Annotated in this window: 14 protein-coding genes and 1 pseudogene; 9 read left to right on the top strand and 6 right to left on the bottom strand. The window is 33.5% G+C overall.

From position 1 onward, the window contains the following. Positions 1-140: IS630 transposase-related protein (locus F6K18_RS24990; RefSeq protein WP_287525021.1), on the bottom strand; the 140-nt coding region annotated here is incomplete at its 3' end. A 507-nt stretch (positions 141-647) separates the two neighbouring features. Here F6K18_RS24990 and F6K18_RS24985 point away from each other — a divergent pair. Next, positions 648-3,398: a tetratricopeptide repeat protein gene (locus F6K18_RS24985; protein WP_287525020.1), complete on the top strand. Its 2,751-nt coding sequence runs from the start codon at positions 648-650 to the stop codon at positions 3,396-3,398. A gap of 196 nt (positions 3,399-3,594) precedes the next feature. After that, complete coding sequence (locus F6K18_RS24980) at positions 3,595-6,303, top strand: tetratricopeptide repeat protein (protein ID WP_287525019.1); 2,709 nt, start codon at positions 3,595-3,597, stop codon at positions 6,301-6,303. Positions 6,304-6,457: 154 nt separating this feature from the next. Here F6K18_RS24980 and F6K18_RS24975 read toward each other — a convergent pair whose 3' ends face one another. Continuing rightward, positions 6,458-6,583, bottom strand: a complete 126-nt coding sequence (locus F6K18_RS24975) for a hypothetical protein (RefSeq protein WP_287525018.1) — start codon at positions 6,581-6,583, stop codon at positions 6,458-6,460. A gap of 697 nt (positions 6,584-7,280) precedes the next feature. Between F6K18_RS24975 and F6K18_RS24970 the strand changes: the two genes are divergently transcribed. The 6 genes from F6K18_RS24970 (at position 7,281) to F6K18_RS24945 (ending at position 14,164) form a co-directional block, all read left to right on the top strand. Beyond that, positions 7,281-9,527 (top strand): tetratricopeptide repeat-containing sulfotransferase family protein, encoded by a 2,247-nt coding sequence (locus F6K18_RS24970; protein ID WP_287525017.1) that lies wholly within the window; start codon positions 7,281-7,283, stop codon positions 9,525-9,527. A gap of 74 nt (positions 9,528-9,601) precedes the next feature. After that, the gene (locus tag F6K18_RS24965; RefSeq protein WP_287525016.1) at positions 9,602-9,838 is read left to right on the top strand and encodes a hypothetical protein; all 237 of its coding nucleotides are present in this window, start codon (positions 9,602-9,604) and stop codon (positions 9,836-9,838) included. Positions 9,839-11,167: 1,329 nt separating this feature from the next. After that, on the top strand, positions 11,168-11,359 hold the full coding sequence (locus F6K18_RS24960) for a hypothetical protein (protein WP_287525015.1): 192 nt from the start codon (positions 11,168-11,170) through the stop codon (positions 11,357-11,359). Beyond that, on the top strand, positions 11,356-11,547 hold the full coding sequence (locus F6K18_RS24955) for a hypothetical protein (RefSeq protein WP_287525014.1): 192 nt from the start codon (positions 11,356-11,358) through the stop codon (positions 11,545-11,547). The genes F6K18_RS24960 and F6K18_RS24955 overlap by 4 nt, the downstream gene beginning before the upstream one ends. Before the next feature lie 208 nt (positions 11,548-11,755). Then, positions 11,756-11,944: a hypothetical protein gene (locus F6K18_RS24950; protein ID WP_287525013.1), complete on the top strand. Its 189-nt coding sequence runs from the start codon at positions 11,756-11,758 to the stop codon at positions 11,942-11,944. 180 nt (positions 11,945-12,124) lie between these two features. Continuing rightward, entirely contained in the window at positions 12,125-14,164 is a 2,040-nt protein-coding gene (locus F6K18_RS24945) for a tetratricopeptide repeat protein (RefSeq protein ID WP_287525012.1), read from the top strand. Between the two features lie 950 nt (positions 14,165-15,114). Here F6K18_RS24945 and F6K18_RS24940 read toward each other — a convergent pair. The 3 genes and pseudogenes from F6K18_RS24940 to F6K18_RS24930 form a co-directional block, all read right to left on the bottom strand. Beyond that, positions 15,115-15,414, bottom strand: a pseudogene (locus F6K18_RS24940) (hypothetical protein); the annotation flags it as partial. Between the two features lie 267 nt (positions 15,415-15,681). Then, positions 15,682-16,854 (bottom strand): hypothetical protein, encoded by a 1,173-nt coding sequence (locus F6K18_RS24935; RefSeq protein ID WP_287525010.1) that lies wholly within the window; start codon positions 16,852-16,854, stop codon positions 15,682-15,684. Further along, positions 16,847-17,635, bottom strand: coding sequence for an NACHT domain-containing NTPase (locus F6K18_RS24930; protein ID WP_287525009.1), 789 nt, complete (start codon positions 17,633-17,635; stop codon positions 16,847-16,849). The genes F6K18_RS24935 and F6K18_RS24930 overlap by 8 nt, the downstream gene beginning before the upstream one ends. A gap of 35 nt (positions 17,636-17,670) precedes the next feature. Here F6K18_RS24930 and F6K18_RS24925 point away from each other — a divergent pair, with 35 nt between their 5' ends. Further along, the gene (locus tag F6K18_RS24925) at positions 17,671-17,847 is read left to right on the top strand and encodes a hypothetical protein (protein WP_287525008.1); all 177 of its coding nucleotides are present in this window, start codon (positions 17,671-17,673) and stop codon (positions 17,845-17,847) included. Positions 17,848-18,075: 228 nt separating this feature from the next. On the opposite strand, the gene F6K18_RS24920 is transcribed toward F6K18_RS24925, so the two are convergent. Further along, positions 18,076-19,431 carry a glutamine synthetase family protein gene (locus F6K18_RS24920; RefSeq protein WP_287525007.1) on the bottom strand — a complete coding sequence of 452 codons (1,356 nt, stop codon included), beginning with the start codon at positions 19,429-19,431 and terminating at the stop codon, positions 18,076-18,078. Between the last annotated feature and the right edge of the window lie 205 nt (positions 19,432-19,636).

Below are 19,636 nucleotides of genomic sequence, written 5' to 3'. Positions count from 1 at the left end.
GTCGGTTTCAAATCCACTCTTGCTAGCCATCGATATATTGTAGAACGTCCCACTTTATAGATTCTGGAGGCCGATAAAATACTTCCTCCCTGTTCAATATAATCAATGACTCTTGTTCGTAAATCTACACTGTAAGACATTCTTTAAATGATTTATTCTGGTTTATATTTTACTCTTTATATTGTACCACTCTTATTCGGAATGACTATAATTTGGAAATAGCCGATGTTATTAGACATCTCCGATAATATAATGTTTCTCAACCTAATGAGGTAGACCTATACTTATTTATCTTCTATTCCCTATTCCCTCTAATAATAGTTATGAACACCAGATATAATTGTCAATTTAAAACAGCTATTAGAAATCATGGAATTAGCAAAAGTAATCTAAGCAAACAGCACTCATCAGTCAGCTATCAGCTAGTCTAATAAGGTCGCAACTGGGGACTTCAGCTTGATTACCTTTAAAGGAGAAAAAAGCAATTTTATTAAAGCTTCAGAGTACGAATCTCTCGTTGGAAATGTAGTATAAGTTAAACGAATGCTTGCTTCATTTAAAAAGCTGAATGCTAGCGTATTCCGCAGGAATAACTGACCGCTAATAGTTGAATACTTACAAAGTAATTTAGTATGACTAAGCTCAAAATGAACAAAAAAATAAATCTAATAAATTTATCTCAAAAAGCAGAATTATATTTAACTCAAGGAAAATTAGAAGAGGCAATATTAGCTTGTAATCAAGTATTAGAAATAGTGTCAGATTTTCTAGCCATCTATAAAACATTGGGAAATATTTTTCACAAAATTGGTGAAATAGACAAAGCAAAAGAATGGTATCTCAAAGCAATAAGTCAACAGCCAGAATGGGCAGAAGTTCATGCAAATTTGGGCAGCTTATATGCCCAAGAAAAACAATGGCAATTAGCAATAAAATCTTACCAAGAAGCCATCAGCATCAAACCAAATGTACCAGGTTTTTATCGGAACTTAGGAAAAATATGGCAACAAATAGGAAAAAGAGAATTAGCCAAAGATTGTCAGGAACAAGCATTAAGTTTAGAAGCTCAATATCCTCAAGCCTCAGAATATTTAAAACAGGGAAAAAGTTGGCTAGAAAATGAGGAAATAGAATCAGCGATCGCTAATTTCCAAAAAGCCATAAAATTAAATCCATCTTTGGCAAATGCCTATCAAAATTTAGGCGACGCTGTTGCTAAACAAGGAGAGTTAACTGAAGCAATAAATTATTATCAAAGATCAATTCAAATTCAACCTAATTTGTGGGTAGCTCACCATAAACTAGGAAAAATATTTCAAGAAATAGGAGAGTTAGATGCAGCTATTAGTAGTTTCCACCTCTCTATAGAAATTAATCCAAATTTTCCTTGGTCTTACAAAAAATTGGCAGATATTCTCCAAGAAAAAGGAGAATTAGAATCAGCAGAAAAATATTATCAGAAAGTAATAGACATCAAATTTGATGTTTGGGAAGTTCACCGTAAATTAGTAGAAATTCAGCAACAAAAAGGAAACTTAGACAGAGCTATTTCTAGTTGTAAACGAGTCATAGAAATTAATCCCGCCTTAACTTGGTTTTATCAGAGATTAGGAGATAATTTATCAAACTTGGAACCACACGATCTAGCTATAGATTATTACCGAAGCTTACTAGAAACTGAACCAAATAATATAAAATGGCTCCACGATATAGGACAAAGGCTAGTAAAACTTCAAGAATGGGATGAAGCAATTATTATTTATCGTCGTGCGATAGAATTAGAAGCAAATAACCATTTATTTCACAGAAGATTAGCAGACGCTTTACAAGAAAAAGGATTATTAGATGAAGCAATTTCTAGTTATAAAACAGCCATAAACATTAATCCCAATTTATCTTGGTCATATTACAACTTAGGAGAAACACTAAGGAAATTAACCAAGTGGGATGAAGCAATAATTGCTTACCGTCATGCTATAGAGTTAGAAGCAAATAATCATTTATTTTACAGAAGATTAGCAGACGCTTTACAAGAAAAAGGATTATTAGATGAAGCAATTTATAATTATCAAAAAGCCATAGAAATTAATCCCAAATCTTGTTGGCACTATGCAGCATTAGGAAATGTTTATCTTCAACTGGAGAATTTATCAGAAGCTATACCATGTTTAATTCAAGCTCTAAAAATTAGACCAGACTATTACGATGTTCATAAAAAAATAGAATTTATTCTCAAAAAACAAGACCGCCACAAAGAAGCTCACCTCTGGAAAACTAACCAAAAATTACCGCATAATTGGCTAAGAAAGTTTTTAAATTTAACAGAAGATTGGGAAATTACTTCTGAGTCTGCACAAAAAAATCTTACTCGGATAAACATCTATTCAAGTACTCAATTTAATCTGTTATTATCTCAAACAATAGAGCAAAAAAAACATCATTATTTCCTAGATAAAAAAGCCAACTCAGCGGAAGCTTTTGTAGTAGTAATTCCCGAAGGTAGAGGTAGTATTGATTTAGCAACAAGTGCAGTTATTACTTCAGACAATAAGTTGGTAAGAGATGTTTCTACAGGTTGTTCTGAAGTGATTATATCTTCTGAGGAATTACCTCCGATTAATTATATAGATGGTACAGTGGCATTTTTATCAGCAAAGTGGGGAGGATTCATGTATTTCCACTGGATGTTTGATGTAGTTACACGGATAGATTTGCTGCGTCGAACTAACCTAATAATAGATAAATTTGTCTTTACCAGATGTGATAAAAAGTTTCAAATAGAAACCATTGCTGCTCTGGGAATTAAACAATCTCAAATCATAGAAAGCCGATTTTTTCCTCATATAAAAGCTCAGAAATTAGTTGTACCTTCTTCCTATAAATCTCAGAAAGGAAATCTGAGAGTCAGCAAATGGGGTTGTGAGTTTTTGCGAAGTTTATTTATCAAATCACAAACTATCATAAAATCATCTCGTAAGCCAGAACGAATATATATAAGTCGAAAGTTTGCATCATGGCGACGAGTTCTTAATGAAGAAGAAGTAGTTAATTTGTTAGAAAAATTTGGTTTTATTAGTCTCTCCCTAGAATCAATGTCTATTGCAGAACAAGCATTATATATGGTAGCTGCAAAAGTGATAGTAGCACCTCATGGAGGTGGACTAACAAACCTCGTATTTTGTAGTCCAGGAACAAAAGTGATTGAGATTTTTTCTCCAAAGTATATTACTAATTTTTACTGGGAAATTAGCAATTTATGTAGGTTATCACACTATTACTTAATAGGTGAAAATTTTGAAGATGATAATTCAGGTAAAGTTCCTTGGAAACCAGATATTATTGTAAATTTAACAAGGTTAAAAAAAATGATGAAGTTTGCAGAAGTTGAATTAATTTAGGCAATATTGGCAATTTCAAAGGTAAGTATTTCCTACGGAATACTTCGCAAACGGTTTACACTACCACTTAATTAGTAAAGATTTTGAAAGTGACAATTCAGATAAAACTCAGTGGAGACCAGATATTATTGTTAATATTAAACGGGTATTAAAAATTCTAGAGTTAGCAGAAATTTAGAAAGTATCTATAAATAAAATGAATACAAAAAAAATTGCACTGGGTTTATATCAACAGGCAGAATTATATCTAGAACGAGGAAAATTAGAAACATCACACCATTTATGTAACCAAGTAATAGAGATACAATCAAATTTTTCTCCTGTCTATAATACTCTGGGAAAAGTTTTACAAGCAATGGAAAAATTAGACTTAGCAAAACAAAATTATCAACAAGCGATCGCCATAAATTCTAACTTAGTAGAAGCTCATATTAATTTAGGTAATTTATTTACTCAACAACAACAATGGCAAGCTGCAATTGAGAGTTACGATCGAGCAATTCAGTTAAACCCAAACCAAGCAGAAATTCATCACAAATTAGGAGAAGTATTCCTGCAATTAAAAAAATGGGATGAAGCTGTCATTGCATATCAAAAAGCTACAGAACTAAATCCAAATTTTTCCTGGTCTTTCCATAAATTAGGAAAAGCATTCCTCCAATTAAAAAAATGGGATGAAGCTGTCATTGCATATCAAAAAGCTACAGAACTAAATCCAAATTTTTCCTGGTCTTTCCATAAATTAGGAGAAGTATTCCTCCAATTAGAAAAATGGGATGAAGCTGTCATTGCCTACAACAGATTTATTGAACTAAATCCAGATTTTCCTTGGTCTTATCAAAAATTAGGCACAGCTTTTATGCAGCTAGAAAAATGGGAAGAAGCTGTCAAAGTTTATCGTATTGCTATTGAATTAAAGCCAGATTTATATTTACCCCACAAAAATTTAGGGGATGCTTTAATGCAATTATCAAAATGGTCGGAAGCAGTAACAGCTTATCGCCGAACTATAGAAATAGAACCTAATATAGATGTGGCTTACTATAATTTAGGTGAAGCTTTAGTCAAACTTGAAAAATGCTCAGAAGCAGCAGCAGTCTACCGTCAAATTATTAAAATAAACCCTAACTCTTATTTGCCTTACAATAAATTAGCAGCAGCATTAGTTAAGCTAGCTGAAATAGAAAAAAACAGAAAAATTGAAATTTATTCAGAAGCGATCGCTTGTTATGAAACCTCAATCAAAATTCAACCAAATCAAAGAGAAAATTATCATCAATTAGCAGATATTTTACAAAAACAAGGAAAATTAGAGCCAGCAGTTGATAGTTATATAGAAGCTATAAAATTCAAACCAGATGTACCTTGGTCTTATAACAATATCGGGGAAATATTAATGAAATTAAAAAGGTGGAATCAAGCAATATTCACCTTTTTGACTGCCTTAAATATGGAAAAAAATATGCCTTGGATATATCAGACACTAGGAGAAGCATTAGCACAAATATCTCAAAGTAGTTTAGAAGATAAAATTAACTATTATTGTTCTGCGCTTCAAAACCATCGGTCAGAGATAATTAATTCTAAATTAGTGCTTCATTTGCCACGAAATTCAGAATTATATCTATATTTAGGAAATTCCCTCAGCAAAAAAGAGCAATATAAAGGGGCAGTCATTATTTATAATATGGCTCTGCAACTGGAAGTAAATGACCAAGAAATTACAAATCAACTTCAGAAAGCTTTAGAGAAAAAATTAGAGTTAAAACTAGAAGTAGAAAGATATCGTAGAGCTATCGAAAAAAATCCAAAATCTTCTAAATATTACTATGATTTAGCCATAGCTCTGACTCGAGAAGAAGAATTGGAAAAAGCAAGTCTAGCTTTCCTCAAAGCCATCAAGTTAAACCCAGAAATTAACTGGTCTTATAATCGTTTCTGGAATTACTTAAAACAGTCCGATAAGCTTGATGAAGTAGTCAGTTTTTATCATCAAATTATTCAAAAGAAACTACACTCCGTTTTATCTCACTTAAACCTAGGAGAAGTTCTCAGCGAGCAAGGTAAAATTGACTCAGCAGTCACCTCTTATCGTACTGCTTGTTACGAGCAAACTTTAAAATCTCATCCCAATTTCGTGAAAAAATATTGGCATCAAGAACAAGTAACAAATCCTAACTTTATAATTATTGGCACTGGCAAAAGTGGCACTACTTCTCTATATAACTATCTCACTCAACATCCTCAAGTTTTACCTGCCATTAAAAAAGAAATATATTTTTGGTCGAGACATTTTGACAAAGGAATAAATTGGTACTTAGCTCATTTTCCTCCCATTCCAAAAGCAACAAAATTTTTAACAGGAGAAGCAACTCCTACCTATATTAATAGTTGGCAGACCCCGACACGACTATTTAGTATTTTCCCCAAAATAAAGTTGATTATAATTTTGCGAAACCCAGTAGATAGAGCAATTTCTCACTATTATCACGAAGTCAGATCGAAGATGGAAAATAAATCTTTATCAGAAGCAATATATTCCCAGTTAGAAAGACTTCAGCAAATGTCTGAATCTACTCTTGAGCAAGCTTACTGGAATCATATCTCTTACTATATAAGTTATGGAGTTTATGTAGAATTTATCAAAAAATGGATGACTATTTTTCCCAGAAAACAATTCCTGATTTTAAGAAGCGAAGACTTTTATCAAAACCCAGCAACTATCATGGAAAAAGTTTTTAACTTTCTAGATTTACCCAAACATCAACTCAAAAATTATCAGAAATTAAATTCTGGTTCTTATCCTACTCTTCCTCAATCAATTCACAAGAGTCTAAGTAATTATTTTCAACCCTATAATCAAAAGCTTGAAGCATATTTAGGTATGAAGTTTAATTGGGAATAGGGAGTAGGGAGTAGGGAGTAGGGAGTAGGGAGTAGGTAGTAGGAAAGAGGGGATAGAGATTAATATTGAACTGTACCTCACCATCTTAAAAAGTTCTGTAAGTATTGGTTAACATCTATATTTTATTCAGAATATTTTTCCCAGAGAACAATTTTTAATCTCGAAAAGTGAATATATGAAAACCCCGCAGCAACAGCCAAACAAATTTTTGATTTTTTAGGTCTAACAAATGATCGACTTTGAGAATACAAAAACTATTATCCTGGTTCTTATTCTTCAATTAATTCTAGTCTCCTTATACCAAGCGTGAAAAAAGAATGTTATGAATAATTGGGATAACTAAAATATTTTACAGGAGATATCCCTTTAACTAAAAAGATAATTTTCAATCTAAAAAATAGTATAAAAGCCATTAATTATGACTCCAGACTTCAGACTCCAGACTACTCTAGAATATATTTATTCAAAAGTGAACGAAGATTTTTCCCAGAGAACAATTTTTAATCTCGAGAAGTGAACATATGAAAACCCCGCAGTAACAGCCAAACAAATTTTTGATTTTTTAGGTCTAACAAATGATCGACTCTGAGAATACAAAAACTATTACCGAATAATTAATAATTAATAATTATTAATTATTAATTATTCAGCTAATTCCGCATCCCCTTTCAAGGGAAAAAAAGCGGTCGTTAGTGCAGCTTCCCGTAGGGTGGGATAGATGGGTTTCCTAACCATATCCAATCGACCAAGAGAAGAAATAATATTTCCTTATATTCAATTCCGTAACGGTTTTAACCAGAGGTAATTATCCATTATCCATTATCCATTATCCATTAATGAACCTGGTTCTTATTTTTTTCTTTTGGGTTTAATACCCCATCGTCTACACTGTGTTAGCAATTGCTTGGGGTATGAGTCCCCATCCATTTTTTCTTCCTTCTTCTTTCTTCCTTCTTCCTTCTGACTACTCTAGAATTATGCCCTCAAATACAGACTTACAAACAATAGTATTACAAAACCAAAAACAGGCAGAAACTTATTTATCCCAAGGCAAAATAGAATCAGCGATCGCCTGTTATGAAAAAATTCTAGAACTTCAACCTGAACATTGGGGAATTTACCAAAAATTGGGAGATATTTACCTCCAAGAAGAAAATTTTTCACAGGCTATTACTATTTACCAAAATGCCATTCAACTTAATCCTAATTTTCCCTGGTTCTATCACAAATTAGGAGAAGCTTTAATACAATTTCAACAGTGGGAAAAAGCTGTCACAGCATATCAACGTGCGATAGAACTTAACCCGGATTTTTCTTGGTCATATCAGAAACTCGGAGAAAGCTTTATTCAACTATCAAAATGGGATTTAGCAACTACAGCATTTAGACAGGCAATTAAACTGAATCCTGATTTTTATTTATCTTACGAAAAATTAGGAGAAGTACTGACTCAACAAGATAATTTACATGAAGCAGTAACTGCCTACCAAAAAGCTATCAAAATTAATCCTAATTCCTACTGGTCTCACAATAAATTAGGAGAAACTTTAATTAAATTAGGTAAATTAGACCAAGCTGAGAAAACTCTGCACAAAGCTATAGAAATTAATCCTAATATTTACTTTGCTCACCATAATTTAGGAGAAGTTTTATTCAAACAACAAAGAGAAACAGAAGCCATTGTCAAATATCATCAAGCAATCAAAATTAACCCTAATTCTTATTGGTCTCATAACTCATTAGGAGATACTTTAGTAAAATTAGAAAATTGGGAAGAAGCCATAACAGCATACCGTCGTGCCATAGAAATTAATCCTAATTATTATTGGTCTTATAATTCATTAGGAGACGTTCTAGAAATCACAGGAAAATCAGACCAAGCAATTACCAGTTACTTAAAAGCAATAGAACTTAATCCAGAAATAGATAGACCTCATTTATGTTTATGGAACTTGTTTCTCAAACAAGATAAATGGGAAAAAGCAGAAAAAATCTACCGCCAAGAAATTGAAAAAAATCCTCATAACTATTGGCTATGGAATTACCTAGGAAATACCCTAGTAAAACAACAAAGATTAGATGAAGCGATCGCCTCTTATCAAAAAGCTATTTCTATTCAACCTCATATTTCTGAAATTTATCAATTTTTAGGAGATGCTTTTATTCAACAACAAAAGTGGGATGAAGCTGCTGTTGTTTATCTACGCGCTGTAGAACTTAATCCTGAATTATCCTGGTCAAATTATAATTTATGGCATACTTTAGAACGTTGCAGAAAATTAGGTGAAGTAGTCAATTTCTACCGACAATTTATTCAGCAAAATCCAGATTCATTTTTGTCTTATATAAATCTCGGAGAAATTCTGACAAAAAAGAATCAAATAGATGAAGCAATTATTTGTTACCAAACTGCTTGTTACCAACAAACTTTAAAATCTTACCCCTCCCTTTGCCAAAAACAGTGGAATTTGACAGACATTCAAAATCCTAACTTTCTAATTATTGGAGTAGGAAAAGGAGGAACTACCTCTTTATTTAGTTATCTAATCCAACATCCTCAAATTTTATCCCCCGTTGTCAAAGAAATAAATTTTTGGTCGATGAATTTTGACAAAGGAATAAATTGGTATCTCTCTCATTTTCCTGCCATTTCAAACCATGAAAATTTAATCACTGGAGAAGCAAGTCCTAGTTACTTAGGAAATTGGGAAGCACCAGACAGAATATTTAATTACTTTCCCAAAATAAAATTAATAATTATGTTGAGAAACCCCGTAGATAGAGCTATTTCTCACTACTATCATTGGCGAAGGATAAATAGAGAAAATCGCCCTTTAGAAACAGCATTAAATGAAGAATTAGAAAATTGGCAAATGATTTATAAAAATTCTCCCTTAGACACCAATTATTGGCATCATGGATTATATTATTTAGGCACTGGCATATACATAGATTTTATCCACAATTGGATGAGAATATTTCCTCAAGAACAAATTCTAATTTTGCCCACAGAAGAATTTTATCGAACTCCAACAACCATGATGAAACGAGTCTTTGATTTTCTCGGTCTGCCAAATTATAAAGTTCCTGACTACAAGAAATTAAATTTAGGTTCATATCCCCCTATAAGTAAATCACTGCATCAAAAATTGACCAACTTCTTTCGACCTCATAATCAAAAATTAGAGGAGTATTTAGGGATAAAATTTAACTGGGAAAGTTGAAATGGATGACTAAAAGTTAGGAGAAAAATTTCGAGAAAAACAGTAGGGTGAAGCTCTTAATTTCTCCTACAACTATGATCGAACGAGTATTTGATTTTCTGAATTTGCCAAACCATCAAATTCCCGACTACCAAAAATTAAACGGAGGATATTATCCACCTATCAAGAAATTACTGCCTCAAAAATTTAGAGATTTCTCTCAAGCTGAAATTCACAACTATGAATCAGACTTACAGATGAAATTTAACTGGGAAACTAGAGATAGATGGTTAAAAGTTAGGAGAAAAATTTCGAGAAAAGCAGTGCCATAAAGCTCTTAATTTCTTCCACAACTATGGTGAAAGGAGTCTTTGATTTTCTCAATTTGCCCCACTATCAAATTCCCCACTACCAAAAATTCAAAGGAATCTTTGATTTTCTCAATTTGCCAAACTATCAAATTTCCAACTACCAGAAATTTAACTGAAGGTCTTATCCATCTATCAAGAAATTACTGCCTCAAAAACTGAGAGATTTTTTTCTAGCTGAAATTTACAAATTAGAATCAGACTTAGAATAGATGATTAAAAGTTAGGAGAAAAATTTCGAGAAAAGCAGTGCCATAAAGCTCTTAATTTCTCCCACAACTATAATCAAACGAGTCTTTGATTTTCTCAATTTGCCCCACTATCAAATTCCCGACTACCAAAAAATTCAACGTAGAGTCTTATCCACCTATTAAGAAATTGCTTCACCAAAAATTGAGAGATTTCTCTCAAGCTAAAATTCACAACTATGAATCAGACTTACAGATGAAATTTAACTGGGAAACTAGAGATAGATGATTAAAAGTTAGGAGAAAAATTTCGAGAAAAGCAGTGCCATAAAGCTCTTAATTTCTCCCACAACTATAATGAAACGAGTCTTTGATTTTCTCAATTTGCCAAACTATCAAATTTCCAACTACCAGAAATTTAACTGAAGGTCTTATCCATCTATCAAGAAATTACTGCCTCAAAAATTGAGAGATTTCTCTCAAGCTGAAATTCACAACAAAGCAGTGCCATAAAGCTCTTAATTTCTCCCACAACTATAATGAAACGAGTCTTTGATTTTCTCAATTTGCCCCACTATCAAATTCCCGACTACCAAAAAATTCAACGTAGAGTCTTATCCACCTATTAAGAAATTGCTTCACCAAAAATTGAGAGATTTCTCTCAAGCTGAAATTCACAAACTAGAATCAGACTTACAGATGAAATTTAACTGGGAAACTAGAGATAGATGATTAAAAGTTAGGAGAAAAATTTCGAGAAAAGCAGTGCCATAAAGCTCTTAATTTCTCCCACAACCATGATGAAACAAGTCTTTGATTTTCTCAATTTGCCCAACCATCAAATTCCCCACTACCAAAAATTTAACTGAAGGTCTTATCCATTTATAAAGTTCCTGACTACCGAAAATTAAACTTAGGATCTTATCCACCTATCAATAAATCACTTCACCAAAAATTGACCAATTTATTTCGACCTCATAATCAAAAATTAGAGGAGTATTTAGGGATGACATTTAACTGGGAAACTTAGAGATGAATGACTCAGAGTTAGGAAAAAAATTTCGATAACAACAGTAGGTTTAAGCTGTTAATTTCTCCCACAACCATGATGAAACGAGTATTTGATTTTATGAATTTGCTTAACCATCAAATTCCCGACCACCAGAAATTCAATGGAGGGTTTTATCTATCTATCAAGAAATTACTTCAGCAAAAATTGAGAGATTTCTTTCTACCTCATCATCAAAAATTAGAATCAGACTTACAGATGACATTTAATTGGGAAAATGGAAGATGAAAAGAGTATTTGATTTTCTGAATTTGCCCAACTATCAAATTCCCGACTACCAGAAATTTAACTTATGCTCCTATCCACTTATTAGGAAATTATTGCCTCAAAAATTTAGATATTTCTTTCAAGCTGAAATTCACAACTTAGAATCAGACTTAGATATGAAATTTAACTGGGAAACTAGAGATAGATGACTCAGAGTTAGGAAAAAAATTTCGAGAAAAGCAGTGCGATAAAGGTCTTAATTTCTCCCACAACACCTGATGAAAGGAGTCTTTGATTTTCTCAATTTGCCCAACCATCAAATTCCCTACTACCAAAAATTCAACGGAGGATATTATCCACCTATCAAGAAATTACTGCCTCAAAAATTGAAGCTCTTAATTTCTCCCACAACACCTGATGAAAGGAGTCTTTGATTTTCTCAATTTGCCCAACCATCAAATTCCCCACTACCAAAAATTCAACGGAGGGTTTTATCCACCTATCAAGAAATTACTGCCTCAAAAATTTAGAGATTTCTCTCAAGCTGAAATTCACAAACTAGAATCAGACTTAGAGATGACATTTAACTGGGAAAATGGAAGATGACAGGAGTATTTGATTTTTTCAATTTGCCAAACTATCAAATTCTTGACTACCAGAAATTAAACTTAGACTCTTATCCGCTTATCAAGAAATTACTGCCTCAAAAATTTAGAGATTTCTTTCGAGTTGAAATTCACAAACTAGAATCAGGCTTAGAGATGATATTTAATTGGAAAATTTGAAATGGATGACTACGAATTAGGAGAAAAATTCCGAGAACAACAACAGTGGGATAAAGCCGTTAATGCCTACCATCAAGCAATAAAGATCGACCCAAATTTTTCTTGGTCTTACTATAAATTAGGGCAAGCTTTGACTAAACTACAAAAATGGGATGAAGCTATTACAGCTTACCGTCAAGCCATCAAATTAAATCCTGATTTTCCCTGGTCTTACCATAACTTAGGAAATGCCCTTATTAAACTAGAAAAATACTCAGAAGCTGTCGTTGCTTACCGTCAAATTATTAAAATTAATCCTGATAGTTATTGGGATTACAATAAATTAGGAGAAGCACTGGTTAATGTTGGAGAATTTGAGCAAGCTATTGTTTCTTATCAAACAGCAATTCAACTCAAACCAGAACTTAAAGGTACTCATCAAAAATTAGCAGATATTCTCTTTCAAATTGGCAAACTAGAAGCAGCAGAAATAGCATATCGTCAAGCAATAAAACTAAATCCAGAAGTGGTTTGGTATCGCCAATGTCTGGGAGATGTTTTACTTAAACAAAAAAAATTAGATGAAGCGATCGCTACTTATTTGGAGGTTGCTCAAGTTAGACCAGATTTACCTTGGATGCACCTACAGTTAGGAGATGCTTTTGCCCAACTTTCTCAATCAAACTTAGATGAAACTATCAATTATTATTGTCAAGCTATTAAAAATCCAGATAAATATCCTATTTATCAAACAGCACTATATCTCATCAGAGAAAATCCAGAACTATACCTAAAATTAGGAACAGCTTTAGCACAAGCAAATCAGATTTCTGGAGCCATCATTATCTATTATATGTTGCGAGAAATTTTCCCTAGTAAGAATCAAATAGATATCTTTCAGGAATTAGAAAAAATATTACGGCAAAAAATTCAACTAGAACAAGATTTAAACTCATATTATGTTGCTGTAGAAACTAATCGAGATAGCCAATCTTACTATTATCTAGGATTAGCTCTAACTCAACAAAAAAAATGGTTAGAAGCTTCTATTGCCTATCATCGTGCCATAGAAATTAATCCTGATTTTGCTTGGTGGTCTGATACTCGTCTCTGGGAAACTTTTGAAAAATTAGGCAAACTTGAGGAGACAGTAAATTTATTTCAGAAACTTATTGAAAATCAAAATAATTCAGTTTCCACTTACCTAAACTTAGCAGAAGCTTTAACTCAAGTAGACAGAACTAATGAAGCGATCAAATATTATCAAACAGCTTCTAAACATTATATTTATAAAACCCATCCCACCTTTGTTAAACAACACTGGAACTCAGAACAATTATCTGAAGCCAACTTTCTAATTATTGGGGTAGGCAAAGGAGGAACCACCTCTCTTTATAGCTATATAACTAAACATCCCCAAATTTTACCTGCCATCAAAAAAGAAATACATTTTTGGTCTTTCAATTTCCATAGAGGTATAGATTGGTATCGGGCACATTTCCCTTCCATTTCAGAGTCAAAAAAATTTTTAACTGGAGAAGCAAGTACTACCTATTTTGATGCTCAATATGCCGCCTGTAGACTCTTTCATTTTTTTCCCAAAACCAAGCTAATTCTCATTATGAGAAATCCTGTCGATCGAGCAATTTCTCATTACTATCATCAAGTACGTTTAAATAAAGAATTTCGTTCTTGTGAAGTAGCTATTAACTCTCAACTTGAAAAACTCAGCAAAATTTCTCATCCTAATTATTGGAATTTTGCAGGAGATTATATTGCTTCTGGAGTATATGTAGAATTCCTCAAGAAATGGTTAGCTATTTTTCCTAGAGAACAATTACTAATTTTGAAAAGTGAAGACTTTTATCGTGACTCGGCAACTACCATGAAACAAGTTTTCGACTTTCTAGGTTTGCCAGATTATCAAATACCAGATTATCCAAAATTAAATGCTGGTTCTTATTCTTCTATTAGTAAGTCACTTCGACAAAAATTAAGTGATTATTTTCAACCTCATAATCAGCGTTTAGAAGCATATTTGGGGATAAAATTTAATTGGTAGAAAGTAAGCATTCAGCTGTCAGCTATCAGCTATCAGCTATTAATTCATTTATTAAGTAATTAACTTATGTAGAACAACCTTTTTGCTAATTAGCAGCCCAGTTAATGTTAATTATTCTTATGTTTAATTCTCCCCCACTCCCTCACTCCCTGACCTATCCGTATATCCGTGCCATAATCCCTGTGAGCCACTCCCCTACTCCCAGGCTCAAGAAAATTTTGTCAATGGCTAGAATTACTTAAGTATTTGCACTTGTTCAAAATTTGTTTTTTTGAGATTATATCTCTCGGCTGAAAATTGGCATATTTAAGATGTTATTAACGTAAATACTAGGTTATAGCCTTGTATTGAAGAGTCTATTCTTAGGTTTAAGCACAAAATTGGCACAATATCTTATGTACAGACTATGTACTAAATCGCTGAAACAACGCAAGCTCGTGAAATATTTTGTAATAATTTGAGGAAAATTAGACTACTTTGATTTAGAGAAATAATATTAAAAGCTGATTTAATTAGTAAAAGCTATATCGAGCGATCGCGATTTAGTTTTGTTTTTGAAAGTTACTTTGCAATGCTCTGAAAAAGTCAAACGGAAAGTAGTAATAATTTTCTAATTGCTTTGTCATACTATAATTCCTTGGAGCGATCGCTCTATTTCTGGATTTTTCTGTGTTGAGTAAATCAGGAAAAGTCTATCAAGAAAGATTCAGGTAGGGGAACTCTTGGATTGGTGGCGTACAGAATTCGGATGAAAATTATTTACGACTGGCGGATGAGTCAGTGGGAAAAGAAAGATTCAGTAAGTGAAAATTTTTCCTAAACTTTTCTGTATATTGCTCAAGCTATGCCTCCCACATTCTCCCTATATGAATCCTTAGTTCAACAAAACATTGCCAATTTTGGAGTTGGATTTTGATGGAGATTTTGCTGGAATTAGAGGATGTTTATAACTAAAGATTTGCTGTGTTACGTTTTTCTATTTCAGCAATTGATAATAATAATGTGTCTTCTATTTCTTGTCTAACTTCTCGACTGACATAACAATCACTCTTGAGGCAATTTAAAAGTAGTCCGTTGGCATAATAATACTCTTGTAAGGCAAAAGGCTGCTCATAGTTAAACTGCCAATCGTGACAAATATTGCCATATTTAATTATTAATTTTCTTAATTTATCACTACAAGCTTGACCATTAGTTTTCAACCATTCCTCAAATTTTTCCTTTGGTTGATTAAAATTTGGTAATTCAGATTTTAGCTTATGTCTCCCACATTCTCTCTATAGCAATATGATTTTAGTTGTGAGATATTGGAGACTTTTGTTTTAAGGAATAGGGAATAGGGAAAAAACGAATATATAAGAATAAGAAAACTGCTATATTCTATGGTTTAAGGGAAAACTTCAATTCTTACTTCTGATTCCTGATTGCTATATATGAATTCTTAGTTCAACAAAAAATTGCCAATTTTGGAGTTGGATTTTGATGGAGATTTTGCTGGAATTAGAGGATGTTTATAACTAAAGATTTGCTGTGTTACGTTTTTCTATTTCAGCAATTGATAATAATAATGTGTCTTCTATTTCTTGTCGAACTTCTCGGCTGACATAACAATCACTGTTGAGGCAATTAAAAAGTAATCCATTGGCATAAAAATATTCTCTCAAGGCAAAACGCTGCTCATCATTAAACTGCCAATCGTGACAAATATTTCGATATTTTATTATTAATTTTCTGAATCTATTACCCCAAGGTTGACCATTGATTTTCAACCATTCCTCACACTTTTCCTTTGGTTGATTAGAATTTGGTAATTCAGATTTTAGTTGATGTAATTTTTGTTTAAATTCTAAGTCTATTGGATACTCAATAATACTGTCAATTATATTTTTTGTACTAGATGGATACTCAATAATACTGTCAATTATATTTTTTGTACCAGAATTAGGCTCAAAAGACATTTTTACCGAAGATAACAATTTATATAATTCTACATCGAGCATAAAACCAGAGTGCTTAAACCTTTCTTCAAACATCAAATCGTTCAAAAAAATACTCGTTTCGTTAAAACTATCTATAAATTCTTGATAAAGATATCTGATATTCTTAAGCTCAGATTCTTCAGTTGATTTTGAAGCTTCCTTTAAGAAAAAAAAATTAACACTAGATAGACATTCCCAGAAAAAGAATCCAACTCGAATATCCAAATATTTTACCGAAATATTACCCATAAGAGACTTTTCATTTACCCATCTCAAAAAATCCTGCAATTTTTCATCTCCACTTAAAATTCCATCTACCTTTTCCTTCATTAACAACAACAAACCATCAGCATTAGAAGACATTCCAACCGCAAATAAAAATACCTCTTGCCAACGATAGTCAGTAAGATGACTAACTAAACTTTTCAACGCCTCCTCCGAAGAATTTTTGCCAATAATAAATTCCCTAGCAGTAAAATATTCGTGAAAAGTCAAATGGGAAAAAGAATAAACACTTTTCGCACGTTCAACTAATAACCCATGCTGAGATTCTATAGAACGCAAAACAACTTCACTATCCAGTTGTAAAGCTTCCTCATCAGTATTAGCTCCAGGCAAATTACAAATATAATCAGTGATATATTTCTCAGCTACTTTCTGCTTAAAGAAAAGCTCTCCATTCTCAAAAGTAATCCAGGCGATTTTACTCAATAAATCCTCCTTCCTTTGAGGCGATAATTTCCCATAAACTTGACGACGTTGAATTCCACGCTTGGCATCCCATTTTTTTAATAGCGCATCTAAATCCTTCCTTATATAACTCAGAACGATTTGCTGGAAAATCTCCAGACTCCTCAAATACCAAACATAAAAGAGTCAATAATAAAGGATTTGTCGCCAGTTCCAAAACTCGCTCATTTTCTCGTACCTGTTCCAGAAAATATTCAGGTTTTACAGACTTATTTTCAAACCAATTATTAGCAAACCTCGATATTTGTTCATCATCAAAATCAGCAACCTCCACCTCAGTGAACTTATCAAACGTATATTCTCTCGCTGCTATTCGACAAGTAATAATAAAATGATTGGCTGGATATCGATCGGAAAAATCACGAATTTTCCTAATAACATCCTCCACATTTACCTCCCTCACCTCATCCAAACCATCAAATAAAATTATTGCCCTGCCTTCCCTAATAATTTCTTGTAAATCACTTTCTTGTCTCGGCAAATTTGGCAAAAATTCCTGATGAATATATTCCAAAATTCCCTGTTTATCCGCAACTTCAGCAAAATCTCTCAGAGTCAAAAATATAGGTAAATAGTCAGATAAAAAATTCCCTTCTATACATTGAATAGCTATATAATATTTTAAAAAAGTAGTTTTACCCGCTCCTGGGTTACCCCAAATCATTAACTTCCGATATTTTTCTACTGCCTCCATTCCTGGAAATCTTGTCTCTGTAGTTTTTCCAAATACCCAACCTTCCAACTTTCCCGATTCACATTCTTGTAATAACTCATTAATTGATTTACGTCACTGAAATTTGTTCTACATGGCCTTGCGTAGCTGACCGAACTATAAACTTTATCATTGTGCATCGAGAAGCTGGTTTGTTAATTTCTAGTGCTATTGGTTTATCTATAATTATTTATGTGACCACAATTTCGGCAGTAAAATTAATCAAAGCGATTGGGAAGTAATATCAAATCCGGTATAGCAATGAGCGCTCAGGTATTTACAATGTCCAGCTCAAAGTGCAGTAAGCGAAAAGGTGTACAAAAAATAATGTGTAAATATGCCAGCGCACATTGCTATAGTAATCCACCAAGAGAAAATCAAGTTCAACATTTCAATCCCAGTGCTTTCCTAGGTCATGCTACGCAAACAGGCAGAGGAACTGATAACTGATAACTGAAATACCCCAAAAACTAATATCGCGACAACAGAATCTTAACCTCCTCCTCTATATCCATATCCTTCATCGCCTCCCACTCAGCTTGACGCACAGCAATAAACGCTTGAGCCAACTCAGACCCCAAAGCATTTTTCAAAACATCATTATTATTTAGATGAGCGATCGCCTCTCCCAAAGAACCAGGCAAAGCATCTATCCCCCGCGCCTCCCTTTCTGCAGAAGAAAAATTTCCAGGGTCAACATCCACAGGTTCCCCCACATCAAGACCACGATTAATCCCATCCAAACCAGCAACTATCACACTTCCCAAAGCTAAATAAGGATTAGCAGAAGGATCAACAGTTTTCAACTCAAAGTGAGTAGGAGAAGGTGGAGCAAAATTACTCGGCACTCTCACAGCAGCCTCCCGGTTATCCAACCCCCAAGCACGAAAAGCACCGCTCCAAAAATGGGGGCGAATCCGACGATAAGAATTAACGCTCGGAGTTGTTAGTGCCATTAAAGCAGGTAAATGTTCGAGAATTCCAGCAATAAAACTACGAGCTTTTTTGGAAACTCCCCCCATCCCTTCCGAGTTAGGAACAATATTTTTTCCCCCCTCCCACAGACTCAGATGTAGGTGACAACCACTACCAGCTTGGTCAGCAAAAATTTTCGGCATAAAAGAAGCAGTAAGTCCATGATTGAGAGCTACTCCTCGCACGGTTTCCCGGAAAGTTATTTGTCTATCAGCAGCTTGTAAGGCATCACTATAACGAATGGAAATCTCCTGTTGACCAGGACCTGACTCTGGATAATATCTTTCCACTTGAATATCTTGACCCATGAGACAGTCCGCAATATCGTCAATGACGGTGCGGTTAATATCCATCCCCAAGGTTGAGGCAAAAACTGTATTATCTGTGGGGGCGATACCGTCAGAAGTAGATTTCAATAGATAAAATTCATTTTCAAAAGCAGCTTTTATTTGTAAACCTGCTTTTTCGGCAGTGGCGATCGCTTGTTTGAGAAATTTACGGGGACATAATGACCAGGGGGTACCATCTTTAAATATATCACCAATTACACTGGCATGAGTAGGAGTGTAGGGTAATGTACGGAGGGTAGACCAGTCAGCAACTAACCAAGCTTCTCCTACTGGAGTGAGACCTGTTTCGGGAATTACCGCATCATACATGACTGGTAATGCTTGTTGGGCAACTGTGATGCTGGGTCCTGTATGGAAATGTTCTGGTAATAGGTTGATATGGAATGCTTTGGAGCGGATAATATTGGCATTATCACAGAAGAGGATACGGACGAATTTTGTACCGTTTTCTTTGAGATGTTGAAAAATGTCTTGTTGTATATTTTGTTTTTTGTTGTTCATGTTTTAAGGGAATAGTTGTAGTTTTAGGTTGGGTTAAGCGAGAGCGCAACCCAACAAAAACTTGTATGGAAGTAATTTTTTTAGTCTAAGAGAATAAATTTTGCTGGAAAAAAATATCAGAATGTTAACAGTGGGATGTGCTATATATGTTGGGTTGATCCTGCGGAGAAGCTAGGCTAAAGTTGCCTCAAACCAACCTATAAAG

Source organism: Okeania sp. SIO2C2 (genome assembly GCF_010692625.1).
Taxonomy (GTDB): Bacteria; Cyanobacteriota; Cyanobacteriia; order Cyanobacteriales; family Microcoleaceae; genus Okeania; species Okeania hirsuta.
The sequence above is the reverse complement of the archived record's forward strand: the minus strand, read 5'-3'. Positions and strand labels throughout refer to the sequence as shown.

Bases quoted from the DNA above. Each gene is read 5' to 3' on its own strand.
- F6K18_RS24970 (WP_287525017.1), top strand. From the start codon at position 7,281: ATGCCCTCAAATACAGACTTACAAACAATAGTATTACAAAACCAAAAA.
- F6K18_RS24950 (WP_287525013.1), top strand. From the start codon at position 11,756: ATGAAAGGAGTCTTTGATTTTCTCAATTTGCCCAACCATCAAATTCCC.
- F6K18_RS24920 (WP_287525007.1), bottom strand. From the start codon at position 19,431: ATGAACAACAAAAAACAAAATATACAACAAGACATTTTTCAACATCTC.
- F6K18_RS24985 (WP_287525020.1), top strand. From the start codon at position 648: ATGAACAAAAAAATAAATCTAATAAATTTATCTCAAAAAGCAGAATTA.
- F6K18_RS24980 (WP_287525019.1), top strand. From the start codon at position 3,595: ATGAATACAAAAAAAATTGCACTGGGTTTATATCAACAGGCAGAATTA.
- F6K18_RS24965 (WP_287525016.1), top strand. From the start codon at position 9,602: ATGATCGAACGAGTATTTGATTTTCTGAATTTGCCAAACCATCAAATT.
- F6K18_RS24945 (WP_287525012.1), top strand. From the start codon at position 12,125: ATGGATGACTACGAATTAGGAGAAAAATTCCGAGAACAACAACAGTGG.
- F6K18_RS24955 (WP_287525014.1), top strand. From the start codon at position 11,356: ATGAAAAGAGTATTTGATTTTCTGAATTTGCCCAACTATCAAATTCCC.
- F6K18_RS24960 (WP_287525015.1), top strand. From the start codon at position 11,168: ATGATGAAACGAGTATTTGATTTTATGAATTTGCTTAACCATCAAATT.